The following is a 13,975-nucleotide window of genomic DNA, read 5'->3' on the forward strand; positions in this document are numbered from 1 at the left end:
CAACTCGGCGCCCGGTGTCATCAGGGTGGAGGCGAGCAGTTGCATGTCCATCCGTCCGCAACCCAGGCCGTACAGGCGCTCGCTGTGTCGCCGGAAGTGGTCAACCCACACCGAGGTGTCAACCAGCACCTCTTTCATCGATCGCGGCATGTCATCTCGGCGGCGGGGAATCTCCGGCATATCAGCTGCGGCCCCGCCCAATGCGGCCAAGCGTTTCGCCGTCTGGATGCGCACAAAGGTCTTGACGGCTTCACGGTCCTGACAACACGCCATGAACCCATGGCCGTCATGGAGGGCACAACAAAACCGGCCTCTGGTGGAGGCCGGCTCTGCTCACAAGCCCGGGCAGCCCGGGTCCACGTCCTCAACCATGCTTGGCGTCAAAGAACTGCTCGTCCTCGGTCGAGCCCTTCAGCGCGGCGGTGGAGGCTTCGCGCTCGATGGTGGTGGTGACGGCGTCGAAGTAACCCGTACCCACCTCGCGCTGGTGCTTGACGGCCGTGAAGCCACGCTCGGCGGCGGCGAACTCGGCTTCCTGCAGCTCCACGAAGGCGCTCATATTGTTGCGGGCATAGCCGTAGGCCAGGTTGAACATCGAGTAGTTCAGGCTGTGGAAGCCGGCCAGGGTGATGAACTGGAATTTGTAGCCCATGGCGCCCAGCTCGCGCTGGAACTTGGCGATCGTCGCGTCATCCAGGTTCTTCTTCCAGTTGAAGGAGGGCGAGCAGTTGTAAGCCAGCAGCTTGCCGGGGAACTTGGCATGGATGGCGTCGGCAAAGGCCTTGGCGAAGGCCAGGTCGGGCTTGCCGGTTTCGCACCAGATCATGTCGGCGTACTCGGCATAGGCCAGGCCGCGGCTGATGGCTTGCTCCAGGCCGTTGCGGGTGCGGAAGAAGCCTTCGACGGTGCGCTCGCCGGTGCAGAAGGGCTTGTCGTTGTCGTCGATATCGCTGGTGACCAGGTCGCCGGCCTCGGCATCGGTGCGGGCCAGCAAGACGGTGGGCGTGCCCATCACATCGGCCGCCAGACGGGCCGCCACCAGCTTGGCCACGGCCTCGCGGGTGGGCACCAGCACCTTGCCACCCATATGGCCGCACTTCTTGGCGGCGGCCAGTTGGTCCTCGAAGTGGACGCCGGCGGCGCCGGCTTCGATCATGGCCTTCATCAGCTCGAAGGCGTTCAGCACGCCGCCGAAACCGGCTTCGGCATCGGCCACGATGGGGGCGAAGTAGTCGATGTCGTTCTTGCCCTCGCTCCACTGGATCTGGTCGGCACGGGCGAAGGTGGCGTTGATCTTTTTGACGACCTTGGGCACCGAGTCCACCGAGTACAGGGACTGGTCGGGGTACATCTCGCCATTGCTATTGGCGTCGCCCGCCACCTGCCAGCCGGACAGATAGATGGCCTTCAGGCCGGCCTTGACCTGCTGCATGGCCTGGTTGCCGGTCAGCGCGCCCAGAGAGTTGACGAAGGGCTCGGTGTTGACCAGGTTCCACAGCTTCTCGGCGCCGCGCTGGGCCAGGGTGTGCTCGACCTTCAGCGAGCCGCGCAGGCGCACCACGTCGGCGGCCGTGTAGCCGCGCTTGATGCCCTTCCAACGGGGGTTCTCGGCCCAGTCTTTCTCGAGGGCGGCGATTTGCTGTTCACGGCTCAGATTCGTTGTCATGGTGTGTACTCCTGCAAGGGTAGAGAGAGGAAAGGAAAGAAGCGATCAATCAATCAATCAATCAATCAGGCAATCAAAAAACGGCAAGCAAACTTTCTGCAAAACAGGCGCGCCGGCTGGGGCGAACTCCGGGCTGTTGAAACAGCGCGTCTGGGCTTGTTTCTACGGCTTCCGTGTTCCGGCGCTGTGACTCAAGATTAGCCCTCTCTCCAAGTCTTGTGAAGACTTATGTCTTATATAAGACTCAATTTAATATTCATGCAAATCAACAACTTAAAAACAAAATTTCTGATCATGAAATGTCATTCACCATAATGAGAAAAAATGTCGCAGCGCAGCATCAGATGAAATCACGATGTGGAATCACCGTTTCGTATCGTGGAATTTTGCTGGCAAGGCCAAAAATCCAGCCGCTGCCCTCCTCTTGATCGGTGCTCTTGCAGCGGAATCGCGCGGCGCACAGACGAAAAAAAGCCCACCGAGGTGGGCCGAGGCAAGGTGGAAGTGGGTGGATAAGTTTTCCAGCCCGCGCAAGCTCAAAGCCCGCCGATGAAGTAGCGCTTCAGGCCGGCTAGGCACATCTCCACCGCGATGGCGGTCAGCACCAGGCCCATCAGCTTCTCCAGCGCGGAGATCACCGAGTCGCCCAGCAAGCGGCGGATGCGGTCGGCCATCAACAGCATCAGGCCGGAGACCAGCATGGCGGCCGTCAGCGCGGCAATCCACTCCAGGATGCGCTCGGGCTGGCGCGAGGCCAGCAGCAACACCGTGGCCATGGCCGAGGGCCCCGCCAGCAAGGGCACGGCCAGCGGGAAGATCAGCGGCTCGCGGCCCGGCTCCAGGCCGTAGGCCGACTCGCTGGAGGTGCCGAAGATCATGCGGATGGCGATGATCAGCAGGATCACGCCGCCGGCCACCTCCAGCGAGCGCTCGGACAGATGCATGACGCGCAAAAAGCTGTCGCCCAGGAACATAAAGGCAAACAGCACGACAAAGGCGATGCCCACCTCGCGGAAAGCCACCCAGCGGCGGCGCTTCTCGGGCACGGCGCGCATGATGGGGATGAAGATGGGGAGGCTGCCCAGCGGGTCCAAAACCAGCAAAAGCAGGATGAAGGCGGAGAGAAAGCTATGGTCCATGGGGCGCGATTGTCGCGCGCCCGCCCCCACTTGGTCCGGAAAACAAGGCCGAAAACTCAGGCACGGGGGTGGTGAGCCGCGTGGATGGCCTTGAGACGCTCGCGCGCCACATGGGTGTAGATCTGGGTGGTGGACAGATCGGCATGCCCCAACAGCAGCTGCACCACCCGCAGATCGGCGCCATGGTTGAGCAGATGGGTGGCAAAAGCATGGCGCAAGGTATGGGGCGAGAGCGGGCTGCTGATGCCGGCCGCCAGCGCATGCTTTTTCACCAGGGTCCAGAACATCTGGCGCGTCATGCACTCGCCACGCACCGTGACGAAGAGCTCATCGCAGCGCATGCCTTTGAGCAACTCGCCGCGCGCCTGCTGCAAATAGCGCATCAGCCAGCCATGGGCGATCTCGCCAAAGGGCACGAGCCGCTCTTTCGAGCCCTTGCCGGTGATGCGCAAGACCGTTTCCTTGAAGCCCACATGCACGCTTTTGAGGGTCACCAGCTCCGTCACCCGCAAGCCGCTGGCATACATCAGCTCCAGCATGGCGCGGTCGCGCAGGCCCAGGGCAGTGTCGGTATCGGGTGCATTCAGCAAGGCCTCGACCTGGGCCTGACTGAGCAGCTTGATATTGCGCGGCTGGGCTTTGGAGTTCGCCAGCCGCAGGCTCGGGTCTTGCTGGATGCGCTGCTCCCGCAAGGCCCAGCGGAAAAAGCGCTTGAACACGCTCAGGCGGCGGTTGGCGCTGGTGGTCTTGCCGCCCTCAAAGCGGCTGCACGCGTAGGCCTCCAGATCGTCCTCGCTGCATTGGTCCAGATTGCGCTCGGCCTCAAGCGCCAGCCAATCGGCCAGCAAGCCTAGATCGCGCCCATAGGCCTCCAGGGTGTTGCGGGCCAAGCCATCTTCCAGCCACAGCGCCTCGACAAATTGGTCGATCAGCTGCTGGCTTTGCTGGCGTGGCTGCGAGTGGGCCAGGCGCTCCGCCGCATCAATCGAGCTTGAGTTTTTGTTGTTGGACGACGGATTTGTAGACATCGAATTCGGCCTTGATCTGGGCCGCAAACTGTTCCGGGCTGTTGGCAACGATCAGGGAGCCGGTGTCCTCGATGCGTTTTTTGACCTCGGGGATTTCCAAGGTCTTGCGCGCCGCATTGTGGATCTTGTCCACCACCTCCCTGGGCAAGCCCTTGGGGCCGTAGAGGCCGTAGTAAGCCATGCGGTTGACCGGCGCCAGCCCGACTTCCTTGAAGGTCGGCACATTGGGCAGCTGGGCCAGGCGCTGCGGCGCGGCCACGACGATGGGGATCAGGCGGCCGTCCTTGATGAAAGGCAGGGCCGAGGGCAGATTGTCAAAAATCATCGGCACCTGGCCGGCCACCGTGTCGTTCAGCGCCGGGCCGGCGCCGCGGTAAGGGATGTGCAGCACGAAGACCCCGGCCAGGCTTTTGTACAGCTCCATCTGCAGATGGCCGATGCCGCCGGTGCCCGAGCTGGCGTAGCTGTACTTGCCCGGGTTTTTCTTCAGCTCGGCCACAAAGCCCTTGTAATCGCGCGCCGGAAACGAGGGGTGGACCGCGATCACATTGGGCGTGGCCGCCAGATTGATGATGGGGGTGAAATCGGTGATGGGGTTGTAGGGGATCTTGGCATTGATGGCCGGATTGGCTGCCGTGGTCGAGACCGTGGCCATGCCCAGGGAATAGCCATCGGGCGCGGACTTGGCCGTGTCATTGGCGCCGATCAGGCCGCCGCCACCGGCCTTGTTCTCCACCACCACCGTCTGGCCCAGGGCCAGATGCATGCGCTCGGCCAGCACCCGGGCCACGATGTCCGTCGTGCCACCCGGCGCAAAAGGCACGACCAGACGAACCGGCTTGCTCGGATAGGGCTGCTGCGCCCAGGCCCCGGCGGGGCCCCAAGCCACCAAGCCCAACAGCAGGGTTTTGATCATGCAGATGCGTCCGTAGGCCATGGCAAGACTCCAGGGTGAAAGTGCAAGCAACGATAAGGCCTTCAGGGCGGCTCCGGGGAGCGGGCTAACGCCCAGTCGATGTGCTCGGCCAGCAGCTCCGAGGCGCCCGCGCGCTGGGCTTGCAGGGCGGCACGGATCTCGGCCGAGTCTTGCACCCGCAAGGCATTGCCCAGGGCCACGGCCAGATTGCGCTGCCAGCGCGCGTGGCCGATGCGGCGTATCGCCGAGCCCTCGGTCTGGCGCAGAAACGTCGCCTCGTCCCAGGCCCAGAGCTGCATCAGGCTGGCGGCGGCCAGTGCTGGCCTGACGTCGAAATCGGGCAGCAAAGCCTTTTTCGCAAACTTGTTCCAGGGGCAGATCAGCTGGCAGTCGTCACAGCCATAGATGCGATTGCCCATCAGCGGCCGCAGCTCCAGCGGAATAGGGCCCTCATGCTCGATGGTCAGATAGGACACGCAGCGCCGTGCATCCACCCGATAGGGCGCGACGATGGCCTGGGTGGGGCAGATGTCCAGGCAGGCGCGGCACTGGCCGCAATGCGCCGTGACGGGCTCGCTCAGCGGCAAGGGCAGGTCCAGATAGATTTCGCCCAGGAAGAACATCGAGCCGGCCTCGCGGTGCAGCGTCAACGTGTGCCTGCCGCGCCAGCCCAGGCCCGAGCGCGAGGCCAGCTCCACCTCCAGCACCGGGGCGGAATCGGTGAAGGCGCGGTAACCCAGCGGCCCGACGGCCTCGGCCAGGCGCTCGGCCAGTTTTTGCAAACGGGCGCGCAAGACCTTGTGATAGTCGCGGCCGCGGGCATAAATCGATAGCTGTGCGTGCTGCGGATTCTTCAGCCCGGCCCATTCAATCGCCTGCCAATCGCCGCTGCTGGCGCGTGGCAGATAGTCCATGCGCGCCGTCAGCACCCTGACGGTGCCAGGCACCAGCTCGGCCGGCCGGGCACGCTTGAGGCCATGCGCCGCCATATAGTGCATGGAGCCGTGGAAACCAGCCTCCAGCCAGGCCAGCAAACCAGGCTCGGCGCGGGACAAATCGATATCGGCCACGCCAATCTGTGAGAATCCCAACTCAAGCGCCCAAGCGCGCAACTGGTCCAGCAGGGCCAGGCCTTGGTCTTCCTTCAATTCCTTCGGAGCTTGCGTCATTTGCGCATTCTAGAAACCCGCGTTCTGCAGTGGCCCGATGAGGCCGCCACCCAGGCTTTTTGCGCAAGGCTGGCGCTCGTCCTGCAAACCCATCCCTCGCTGATGAATGCCAGCATCGAACTGCATGGCAGCCTGGGCGCCGGCAAGACCAGCTGGGTCCGCCATCTGCTGCGCGCCCTGGGCGTAGAGGGCCGCATCAAAAGCCCCAGCTACGCGGTGATGGAGAGTTATGAGCTGCCGCTGGGCCTCGTCAGCCATTTTGATTTCTACCGCTTTGACGACCCGCGCGAGTGGGAGGACGCCGGCTTTCGCGATGTGTTCGCCGCCTCCGGCCTCAAGCTCAGCGAATGGCCCGAGAAGGCCGCGGGCATGCTGCCCACGCCCGATCTGCAAATCTGGATAGCAACGCAGGCGGACGAGAGCCGCAGCGTCAAACTCGTGGCCGGCACCGAAGGGGGTGTCGCCTTGCTTCAAATTCTGGAAGGGGTCAGGTCTTGACAGTCGAGCGCCGCTTGCCGCATCAGTTCAGATTGCAACGCCGCCAGGCCTTGCGCGCCATGGGCGCCCTGGCCCTGGTATTGAAAGCCCCCCAGGTCGTCGCCGCCCCGGCCCCCGTGGGCAAAAGCAGCAAGTCAGTGGGCGACGGCTCGGGCGCCTTGCAGCCCCTGCCTGCGCAGAAAAAACCCGCGGCCGCCGCAAGCCCGGCGCCAGCCCCGACGGCCCAGACCAATAGCAATATCGTCGCCGTGCGCGTCTGGCCGGCCGATGAATACACCCGGGTCACGCTGGAGTCCGACAAGCCCCTGGCCGCCCAGCACTTTCTGGTCGAGGGCCCGGACCGGCTGGTGATCGATATCGAGGGCCTGGAACTCAGCCCCGGCCTGCGCGAGCTGCTAGGCAAGGTGCATGCCGACGACCCCTTCATCGCCGGCGTGCGTGTGGGCCAGAACCGGCCCCGCGTGGTGCGCCTGGTGCTGGACCTGAAGCAGCCGGTGGCGCCGCAGATCTTCACGCTGGCGCCGGTGGCGGCCTATCAGAACCGCCTGGTGTTCGACCTCTACCCCAAGGTCGAGGTCGACCCCTTGCTGACCCTGATCCGCGAGAAGGAAAAAGCCGAGACCGAGGCCGCCAAATCGGTGCAGGACGCGCTGGGCGAGATGATTGCCCGCATCGACAAGCCCGCCCTGCCAGCGACCTCCATGCCGCCGCCCGCCCGCAAACTGCCCGTGCCCGCGCCAGTGCCTATTCCACCAGCACCGGGCCCAGCCGCCGCCTCGGCGGTGCAGACCCCCGTGCCGCCGCCCCCACTCCCCCCGCTATCCCGCCCTGCCCCGACCCCATCCGAGGCCGGCCTGGCCCAGGCCAAGCTGGACCGCCTGATCGTCATCGCCCTGGACCCCGGCCATGGCGGCGAAGACCCCGGCGCCATCGGCCCCAGCGGGCTGAAGGAAAAAGACGTGGTCTTGGCCGTGGCCCTGCAATTGCGCGACCGGCTCAACAGCAACCCCAATATCCGCGTGATGATGACCCGCGACGCCGACTTCTTCGTGCCCCTGCACGAGCGGGTGCGCAAGGCGCGCCGGGTGCAGGCCGATCTGTTCGTCTCCATCCATGCCGATGCCTTCATCACCCCCAAGGCCCGCGGCGCCTCGGTGTTTGCGCTCAGCGACGGTGCGGCCAGCAGCCAGACCGCCCGCTGGATCGCCAACAAGGAAAACGCCGCCGACCTGGTGGGCGGGGTCAACAAGGACATCGCCGTCAAGGACGCCAATGTGCTCAAAGCCATGCTGGACATGAGCACCACGGCCCAGATCCGCGACAGCCTCAAGCTGGGCTCCGAGGTGCTGGGTCAGATCGGCCGCGTCGGCAATCTGCACAAGCGCGGCGTGGAGCAGGCCGGCTTTGCCGTGCTCAAGGCTCCCGACGTGCCCTCCATCCTGGTGGAAACAGCCTTCATCTCCAACCCCGAGGAAGAAGCCAAGCTGCGCGACCCTGACTACCAGGCCAAGCTGGTCGCCGCACTCGCCACCGGGATTGCGCGTTACTTCGCCAAGAACCCGCCGTTGGCGAGGCATAGGCCGCTGTCTTGAGCCGGGGCGCTTGGCGTACTGCGGGAAGTCCCCTGCCTTTGCGGCCATCACGGCAAACCGCCTTGCGGTGATGGCAGCAAGGCCAGCGAATCCAGTGGGCTGCGCACAGCTGCGCCGCCGAGTTTCAAGACATGCGTGTAAATCATGGTGGTTGCGAGGTCGGCATGCCCCAGCAACTCTTGAACTGTTCGAATGTCACTGCCGTTTTGTAGCAAATGAGTGGCAAAACAATGCCGCAGCGTGTGGGGTGTAGCGGGCTTGGCAATGCCGGCGCGCCCCAATGCTCGCTTGAACGCCCGCTGAAAAGTTTGGTCATACAGATGATGGCGCCGGATCACGCCGCTGCGCGGGTCCGTGGACAAATGATCTTGCGGAAAGAGCCAGAACCAGGCCCAAGACTGACCTGCGCGAGGGTATTTGTGCTCCAAGGCATGCGGCATCTCGACACCCGCCTGACTCGTCTCAATGTCTGCCGCCCAAACCAAGCGGCATCGCCCCAATTGGGACCGCAGATCCGCATGCAAGGATTGCGGCAGCATTACAACGCGGTCCTTGCCGCCCTTCCCCACCCGCACGATCAGCGCCTGATGAGCGAAGTCAACATCCTTGACTCGCAACTGCAGCGCTTCGGAGATGCGCAAGCCGGTGCCATATAGCAGCCTGCCTAAAAGCGACGCGTCGCCCTCAAGATGGGGAAAAATTGCGGCAACCTCCTCCTGCGACAGCACAACCGGCAAACGCCGTGGCGCCTGTGGCCGCCCGATGTCCGTCATCCAAGGCAAGTCATGGCCCAGCACCTTGCCGTAAAGAAATAGCAAGGCCGACAGGGCTTGCCGGTGGCTGGAAGGTGCCAAGCCCCGGTCAGCCGCCAGGTAGGACAAAAACGCTTCCACCTCTGGCCCGCCCATCTCTGCCGGATGGCGCAAACCATGCCAGCGCACAAAAGCTCGATACCAAAACACATAGGCCTCCTCGGTGCGCAGGCTGTAATGCAGGTAGCGAATGCGCTCGCGGAGCTGATCCAACAACTTGACCGACTGCAAGGCAGGTAGGGCCACTGAGCCTCGCGGACGCAGGGTGTTGCGGTTGGAAGAAGTGCCGGCCGGGTGTGGCAACATAGAGCCTCCTGAGCCCCGGCAAGACGCAGAAGTCGATGTAACAAGCTGCCGGGTTTGGCAGCAAATTTAATACTGTATGGAAATACAGTCAAGCGAGCGAAACGCCCTATGCACCAGGCACTTAAAGTCCGATCCGCGTCCGATGGTAGGGCGCACGCTCCGATGGTAGGGCGCATGGGTTGTCGCCCTACAACACGTTAGGTATCAAGGACAACATGGCCAAGTACGACGATGCCAGCTGGCACTACGGCGGAAACTTCCCGCAGGGGCAACCTGATGAGCATGGCGGTACGCACATTGCGCTTTTCTTGAAGTGGTGCTTTTCCAAGGGATGGGCAGGCCATCTTCACCTTGACGAAGAACCAAGCGCCGTGGAAGCAGTGATTTCTGGGGCGATGCCGGCGACAGAGTTCTTCTTCAGGTATTGCGACGGCAAGCTTACTGACGAATCATTTAACGATGCCGGCAATGCATTCGCGGAGCGCTACTACGGCGACGACGGTCTGTACTTGAGTGACTACGCAGAAGGTTTCGAGTCACTGATGTACGTGGCTCCAGAATCTTCACATGACTTTTCAAAGTTCTCGGCCATTTTGGACTCACGCCTCGCGAGCGGCATCCTGACCAAGAGCCAGGCCAAAGCAAGGCCGTGGTGGAGGGGCTGGTGATACCTAACCAGTCGCTCGAGCCGACTCGCGTCGGCAAGCCGCCGCTCGCGGCTCAGCTTCAACGTTGAACAGCATCGTCACGGCACTGCCATGCAATCGATCGTCCAGGAAATCGCTAGTGCCGCCGAGCGGCTGTGCCTTGATCGTTCTGCGGTTGTCGTTCTTGCGCAAGAAGACAGTGAGCGCATCTACTGGTCTGCGCTCCAACGGTTCGTCGGGCCCGAAGACCGACGATGGTGGTGGGAGGCATTCCGCGAGCCTGGAGTTTCGCTGACCTTCGTTGATGGGGATGGTTGGCGCAAGTTGCCGAGCATTGTCCCGAGCGCGTCAGACCCTGTATGGTTCATCGCTGAAGACGATCAATTGCCCCAATATCCGGTGTTCGAAATGTCAGCGGAGGTCGCTGCAAAAATCATCGGCGAGTGCTATGGTTTCGAGTACTACCTTGTCGCGAAGGATCTGAGTTGGCTGGTTTGCGAAACGCATCACAACGTCGTCTGTGCCATCGGCGCTGCCGTGGAGGGCAGGCTGCTTGAGCATGCGGTTCAACCCTTCGCTCCAGCGGACGGCTTCGCCGTCCGCCGAGCTTGCACGTTAGGTGTCTTGAATGCTCGTCGTCCAGGTCGTCGAAATCCTCTGGTCCAAGGCCAGCCGCGGCGCACCGGAGTCGACTACACGCGCTCAGCTCCCGCGAGCCTTCGCTGTTGAGCTGCTGGATGCCCAATATGTCTTTCACCATGTCCGTATGGCAGAGTGGGAAAGCTTCAGTCCTCGCCGTGTCAAGTCTGAGTCGAAGGCGTCGCCCCCACGGGTCGAAGGCGGCCTTGCCATTCGCTCAGCCGAGTCAGGAGCCTTTCGTCTTGGGTTAGTTGGGAACCCTTCTGGTGGTCAGCCACATCGCCATCCGGTCAGTGAGGCCCTCACTCTTGCGCCGGGGGAGTTCGCCCGTCTCGTTATCAATGGGCGCCATACTTCGTATTCAGGTCAGTGGTACAGCGAATACATCTACAACGTAGCCAGCGGCACCTCTGTGCCAGCTGATCGCTTTCTCTGCGAGCCACCTACACATGAGTGTGCTGGTCAAGTTTTTTCGGACACAGCGATAGGTTGTTTGATTGCCGATTGCTGCTCGAAGGCATTGGGTGGCAAGTTGCCCAGTTTGGAATGCAGTCGCGTGCTGTTGTAGAAGCCCACGATGTAGTCGGCGATGTCCGTCATGGCCTCGGCATGGTTAGCGTAGTCGCGCTGCCAAACGCGCTCCGTCTTGAGGCTCAGGAAGAATCGTTCCATCACCGCGTTGTCCCAGCAGTTGCCCTTGCGACTCATGCTACCGACCAGGCCGTGGCGCGCCAGCAGCTCCTGGTGCAGCGTGCTGGCGTACTGGCTGCCTCTGTCGGAATGAACTATCAGCCCCGGCGGCGGCTGGCGCTGCGCGATGGCCAATTGCAGCGCCGAGCACACCAGCTCGGCGTGCATGGTCGGTGCCATCGCCCAGCCCACGACTTTGCGGGCGTACAGGTCCAGTACCACCGCCAAGTACAGCCAGCCGCTGCGCGTGCGGATATAGGTGATGTCGCTCACCCAGGCTTGGTTGGGGCCATTCGGGTTGAAGCGCCGCGCCAGCACGTTGTCTGAGACCGGCAGCGCATGCCCGCTGTCAGTGGTGTGGATGAACTTGCGCCGCCACAAGGCTCGCAGCCTATTTTCGCGCATCAAACGTCGCACTCGGTGGCGCCCGATGCGCAGCCCCTGAGCTCGCAGCACCGCACCAAGGCGACGGCTGCCATAGACGCGGCCGCTGGCTGCGAACTCGGCCTTCAATTGCGTGCTGACCAAACAGGCCTTGGGCGTGCGCTTGGTGCGCTGACGGGCACCGTAGTAGCCCGAACGGCTGACGCCCAGCACGCGGCAGAGCCGCTCGACGGTGACGGCCTTCTTGTGCAACTGCTCGACGAACTGGTAGCTCATCGAAGCTCGCGGGCAAAGAAGGCCGATGCTTTTTTTAGGATATCGACGTCGCCGCGCAATTGCTTGTTCTCGGCTTCAAGCTGGCGGATGCGTTGCTGCTCGGCGGTCAGCGGTTTGCCGATACCGGGGCGGCCTGCAGCCTCTTCATCGGCCTGCGTCAGCCATCGCCGCACGGCCGTCTCGCCGAGCTTCATGTCGCGGCAGACTTCGCCCACGCTCAAGCCTTGCTCACGAATCATCTGCACAACTTGCAGCTTGAACTCCGCCGTGAATGTCCTTCGTTCTCTCTTGCTCATGGTTCCCGTCCAGGTGGATTCCACCTATCGAGGTGTCCGGGGAAATTAGACCAGCACATTTCCGCTTCGCGCGACCAGCCGGTTTCGGCCGCTCAGCTCAAACGTTGAAGCTGTAAAATAACCTCCCAATCGGGTCAGCCCCGATTCATTGTTAGGCCCCCGACGCATCAAATCCACCCACGCGTTGAGGAGGCCACAATGCCACGCTACAAACCCAGTGATTGCCACGCGCTGATGCTGCCGGTGGTGCTGTCGGGGCAGATCGTGCCGGGCAGCTTCGCCTTTGCGTTGAACTACCTGATCGATCACGAGTTGGACTTGAACGCCTTGGATGCGCGCTTCAAGAACGACGAGGTGGGGGGCCAGCGCCTATGACCCGCGTGTGATGCTCAAGATTGTCTTGCTGGCCTACAGCCAAGGCTTGATCTCCAGCCGAAGCATCGCTGCCGCCTGCACGCGCAACGTCCAGTTCATCGCCCTCAGTGGCGACAGCCAGCCCAGTACACCGATGAGCCGCTGGGCGAGGTCAAGGTTGTCAGCGATTTTCTCCCCCCCTCCCGAGCAACTGGCTTTTCGTCAAGAGGGGGTCAAGGTCACGCTGGTCCTGAGCAAGAAAAGCGTCGAGCTCTTCAAGTCCGAGGCGGCAAAACACAACACCCAATATCAGCGCATGATCCGCCGCCTTGTGGATTTACGACACAGCGCCTGCTTCCCGGTCAGCGCGAACCGCCCGCAAACGGGTTCCCGGGTGACTTTTGCTCAAGCTGAGTCAGGCCTGCAAGACGAGGCCGGGCCCGCTGTTTTGAAGACTGAACAATCGCGTCAGGAGAAAGAGCGCCAAAGCTGTGTGTCAACAAACCAGGGATTGAGCCGGCTGGTGTGAAGCGTGACGGTGACTCCGTCTGGCAAGTCTTCAACCTCGACCAGCAGCTTGTGCTTGGAGCCCGAGTTGTCAAAGATGTAGGCACGGTGGGCGACCTCGCAAGCTTCCGTCATCAACTGGATCGATTCACGATAGCGCTTCCTGACCTTCTCTTCCGGGACGGGATGGCCGCCCAGCATGACCCGGCGCTGCACACGGTCCAAGTTGATCTCCGGGTCGTCCGTGGCCACAAAGTAGAGATAGACGCGGTAACCTCGTTCCCTCGCTTCTCGCATGAAATCAATCTTGTCCCGGGAGGACATCACCGTCTCGAAGGTGAAGGTTTTCCCCTCGTCCAGCAACTCTCGGCGAATGGCATCCGCCAGCACCGAGGCCAGGTAGGAGTCAAATGGGCCCGGCAGCCTCAGGGTCAGCGAGCTGTCGACGCTCATGGTCCCGAGCAGTGAATGCAGCCCCAGCCCTTCGGCGAACTTGGATTGCCGGATGTATTTTTCGAGCCGACGCCGCACAACCACAGGTTTTGCCTTGATACCGAGCTTCGCCAAACTCAGCTCACCCGCTGAGCTTCTTAGCGCACGTTCGATTTCATCCGCGTTGACGAAGGCACCCAGCCACTCTGGCTTGAGTTCACCCTGAATGGTGCTTTTCCCCGATCCATTGGGGCCGGCCAGCACCCGCAGCCGTGGCCGGGCGGCCTGGGCAGGTTTGACAGGCTTTGCGTCGGCCGGATCGTCGTCAGACGCCTGACTTTGCACGCTTGAGAACGGCACCGAGTTTCACGCGCTTGCCCACGGGCAGATGCTTGATGAGGACGGTCGTGCCATCGGAGCGTCGCTCCACCATCTGGCCCTCGCTCGTCTTCACAACGACCGCGCCGGTGCGGCTGAGCGTGGACTTGTAGGCCTCCCGCCCAGACCTGGCTGCAAGCTCAGGGAAGGTCTGTTCGGCGATCAGCATCGCGCGTTCAGACAAAGGCTGGCTGGTTCGGGACGACATGACAGTTCCAATCGGCTGCGGGGCCTTGATTCTACCCA

The 13,975-nt window shown here is 62.7% G+C and carries 15 protein-coding genes and 1 pseudogene; 6 read left to right on the plus strand and 10 right to left on the minus strand.

Annotation, left to right across the window (positions count from 1 at the left end):
- Nucleotides 1-156 precede the first annotated feature (156 nt).
- From HNP55_RS24330 to queG, 6 genes and pseudogenes are all read right to left on the minus strand, one after another.
- A pseudogene (locus HNP55_RS24330) lies at nt 157-255 on the minus strand (type II toxin-antitoxin system VapB family antitoxin); the annotation flags it as partial.
- Between the two features lie 109 nt (nt 256-364).
- Nucleotides 365-1,666: an isocitrate lyase gene (gene aceA, locus HNP55_RS14035; protein ID WP_409993746.1), complete on the minus strand. Its 1,302-nt coding sequence runs from the start codon at nt 1,664-1,666 to the stop codon at nt 365-367.
- Between the two features lie 536 nt (nt 1,667-2,202).
- Nucleotides 2,203-2,805: a MarC family protein gene (locus tag HNP55_RS14040; RefSeq protein WP_184300435.1), complete on the minus strand. Its 603-nt coding sequence runs from the start codon at nt 2,803-2,805 to the stop codon at nt 2,203-2,205.
- A gap of 56 nt (nt 2,806-2,861) precedes the next feature.
- The gene (gene xerD, locus HNP55_RS14045) at nt 2,862-3,833 is read right to left on the minus strand and encodes a site-specific tyrosine recombinase XerD (RefSeq protein ID WP_184300438.1); all 972 of its coding nucleotides are present in this window, start codon (nt 3,831-3,833) and stop codon (nt 2,862-2,864) included.
- Entirely contained in the window at nt 3,787-4,749 is a 963-nt protein-coding gene (locus tag HNP55_RS14050; RefSeq protein WP_184300769.1) for a tripartite tricarboxylate transporter substrate binding protein BugE, read from the minus strand. Before HNP55_RS14050 ends, xerD begins: the two co-directional genes overlap by 47 nt.
- 62 nt (nt 4,750-4,811) lie before the next feature.
- Nucleotides 4,812-5,918: a tRNA epoxyqueuosine(34) reductase QueG gene (queG, locus tag HNP55_RS14055; RefSeq protein WP_184300441.1), complete on the minus strand. Its 1,107-nt coding sequence runs from the start codon at nt 5,916-5,918 to the stop codon at nt 4,812-4,814.
- Here queG and tsaE point away from each other — a divergent pair, their 5' ends adjacent.
- Complete coding sequence (tsaE, locus tag HNP55_RS14060) at nt 5,919-6,416, plus strand: tRNA (adenosine(37)-N6)-threonylcarbamoyltransferase complex ATPase subunit type 1 TsaE (RefSeq protein ID WP_281385255.1); 498 nt, start codon at nt 5,919-5,921, stop codon at nt 6,414-6,416.
- On the plus strand, nt 6,413-8,008 hold the full coding sequence (locus HNP55_RS14065; protein ID WP_246448409.1) for an N-acetylmuramoyl-L-alanine amidase: 1,596 nt from the start codon (nt 6,413-6,415) through the stop codon (nt 8,006-8,008). The genes tsaE and HNP55_RS14065 overlap by 4 nt, the downstream gene beginning before the upstream one ends.
- A 47-nt stretch (nt 8,009-8,055) precedes the next feature.
- Here HNP55_RS14065 and HNP55_RS14070 read toward each other — a convergent pair whose 3' ends face one another.
- Nucleotides 8,056-9,126, minus strand: a complete 1,071-nt coding sequence (locus HNP55_RS14070) for an integron integrase (RefSeq protein ID WP_184300459.1) — start codon at nt 9,124-9,126, stop codon at nt 8,056-8,058.
- A gap of 215 nt (nt 9,127-9,341) precedes the next feature.
- Here HNP55_RS14070 and HNP55_RS14075 point away from each other — a divergent pair, with 215 nt between their 5' ends.
- Together HNP55_RS14075 and HNP55_RS14080 are read left to right on the plus strand one after the other, a co-directional pair.
- Nucleotides 9,342-9,794: a hypothetical protein gene (locus HNP55_RS14075; protein ID WP_184300462.1), complete on the plus strand. Its 453-nt coding sequence runs from the start codon at nt 9,342-9,344 to the stop codon at nt 9,792-9,794.
- A 90-nt stretch (nt 9,795-9,884) separates the two neighbouring features.
- Complete coding sequence (locus tag HNP55_RS14080) at nt 9,885-10,502, plus strand: DUF6756 family protein (protein ID WP_184300465.1); 618 nt, start codon at nt 9,885-9,887, stop codon at nt 10,500-10,502.
- 372 nt (nt 10,503-10,874) lie between these two features.
- Here HNP55_RS14080 and HNP55_RS14085 read toward each other — a convergent pair.
- A protein-coding gene (locus HNP55_RS14085) for an IS3 family transposase (protein ID WP_221439587.1) occupies nt 10,875-12,058 on the minus strand; the annotation gives its coding sequence in 2 pieces (ribosomal slippage) (nt 10,875-11,788 and nt 11,788-12,058; 1,185 coding nt in all).
- A gap of 198 nt (nt 12,059-12,256) precedes the next feature.
- Between HNP55_RS14085 and HNP55_RS14090 the strand changes: the two genes are divergently transcribed.
- On the plus strand, nt 12,257-12,433 hold the full coding sequence (locus HNP55_RS14090; RefSeq protein ID WP_184300468.1) for a hypothetical protein: 177 nt from the start codon (nt 12,257-12,259) through the stop codon (nt 12,431-12,433).
- A gap of 10 nt (nt 12,434-12,443) precedes the next feature.
- Complete coding sequence (locus HNP55_RS14095) at nt 12,444-12,941, plus strand: transposase (protein ID WP_184300471.1); 498 nt, start codon at nt 12,444-12,446, stop codon at nt 12,939-12,941.
- Here the strand turns inward: HNP55_RS14095 and HNP55_RS14100 are convergent.
- Nucleotides 12,881-13,711: a zeta toxin family protein gene (locus tag HNP55_RS14100; protein WP_348648706.1), complete on the minus strand. Its 831-nt coding sequence runs from the start codon at nt 13,709-13,711 to the stop codon at nt 12,881-12,883. The two genes, HNP55_RS14095 and HNP55_RS14100, sit on opposite strands and share 61 nt — an antisense overlap.
- Nucleotides 13,677-13,937, minus strand: coding sequence for a hypothetical protein (locus HNP55_RS14105; RefSeq protein ID WP_246448410.1), 261 nt, complete (start codon nt 13,935-13,937; stop codon nt 13,677-13,679). Before HNP55_RS14105 ends, HNP55_RS14100 begins: the two co-directional genes overlap by 35 nt.
- Nucleotides 13,938-13,975 lie beyond the last annotated feature (38 nt).

The sequence above is a fragment of the Roseateles oligotrophus genome, assembly GCF_014204525.1.
In the GTDB taxonomy this organism is placed as follows: domain Bacteria; phylum Pseudomonadota; class Gammaproteobacteria; order Burkholderiales; family Burkholderiaceae_C; genus Paucibacter_A; species Paucibacter_A oligotrophus_A.

Excerpts from the sequence above, each read along its gene's own strand:
- aceA (WP_409993746.1), bottom strand. The coding sequence starts at position 1,666 with ATGACAACGAATCTGAGCCGTGAACAGCAAATCGCCGCCCTCGAGAAA.
- HNP55_RS14040 (WP_184300435.1), bottom strand. The coding sequence starts at position 2,805 with ATGGACCATAGCTTTCTCTCCGCCTTCATCCTGCTTTTGCTGGTTTTG.
- xerD (WP_184300438.1), bottom strand. The coding sequence starts at position 3,833 with ATGTCTACAAATCCGTCGTCCAACAACAAAAACTCAAGCTCGATTGAT.
- HNP55_RS14050 (WP_184300769.1), bottom strand. The coding sequence starts at position 4,749 with ATGATCAAAACCCTGCTGTTGGGCTTGGTGGCTTGGGGCCCCGCCGGG.
- queG (WP_184300441.1), bottom strand. The coding sequence starts at position 5,918 with ATGACGCAAGCTCCGAAGGAATTGAAGGAAGACCAAGGCCTGGCCCTG.
- HNP55_RS14070 (WP_184300459.1), bottom strand. The coding sequence starts at position 9,126 with ATGTTGCCACACCCGGCCGGCACTTCTTCCAACCGCAACACCCTGCGT.
- HNP55_RS14075 (WP_184300462.1), top strand. The coding sequence starts at position 9,342 with ATGGCCAAGTACGACGATGCCAGCTGGCACTACGGCGGAAACTTCCCG.
- HNP55_RS14080 (WP_184300465.1), top strand. The coding sequence starts at position 9,885 with ATGCAATCGATCGTCCAGGAAATCGCTAGTGCCGCCGAGCGGCTGTGC.
- HNP55_RS14090 (WP_184300468.1), top strand. The coding sequence starts at position 12,257 with ATGCCACGCTACAAACCCAGTGATTGCCACGCGCTGATGCTGCCGGTG.
- HNP55_RS14095 (WP_184300471.1), top strand. The coding sequence starts at position 12,444 with ATGCTCAAGATTGTCTTGCTGGCCTACAGCCAAGGCTTGATCTCCAGC.
- HNP55_RS14105 (WP_246448410.1), bottom strand. The coding sequence starts at position 13,937 with ATGTCGTCCCGAACCAGCCAGCCTTTGTCTGAACGCGCGATGCTGATC.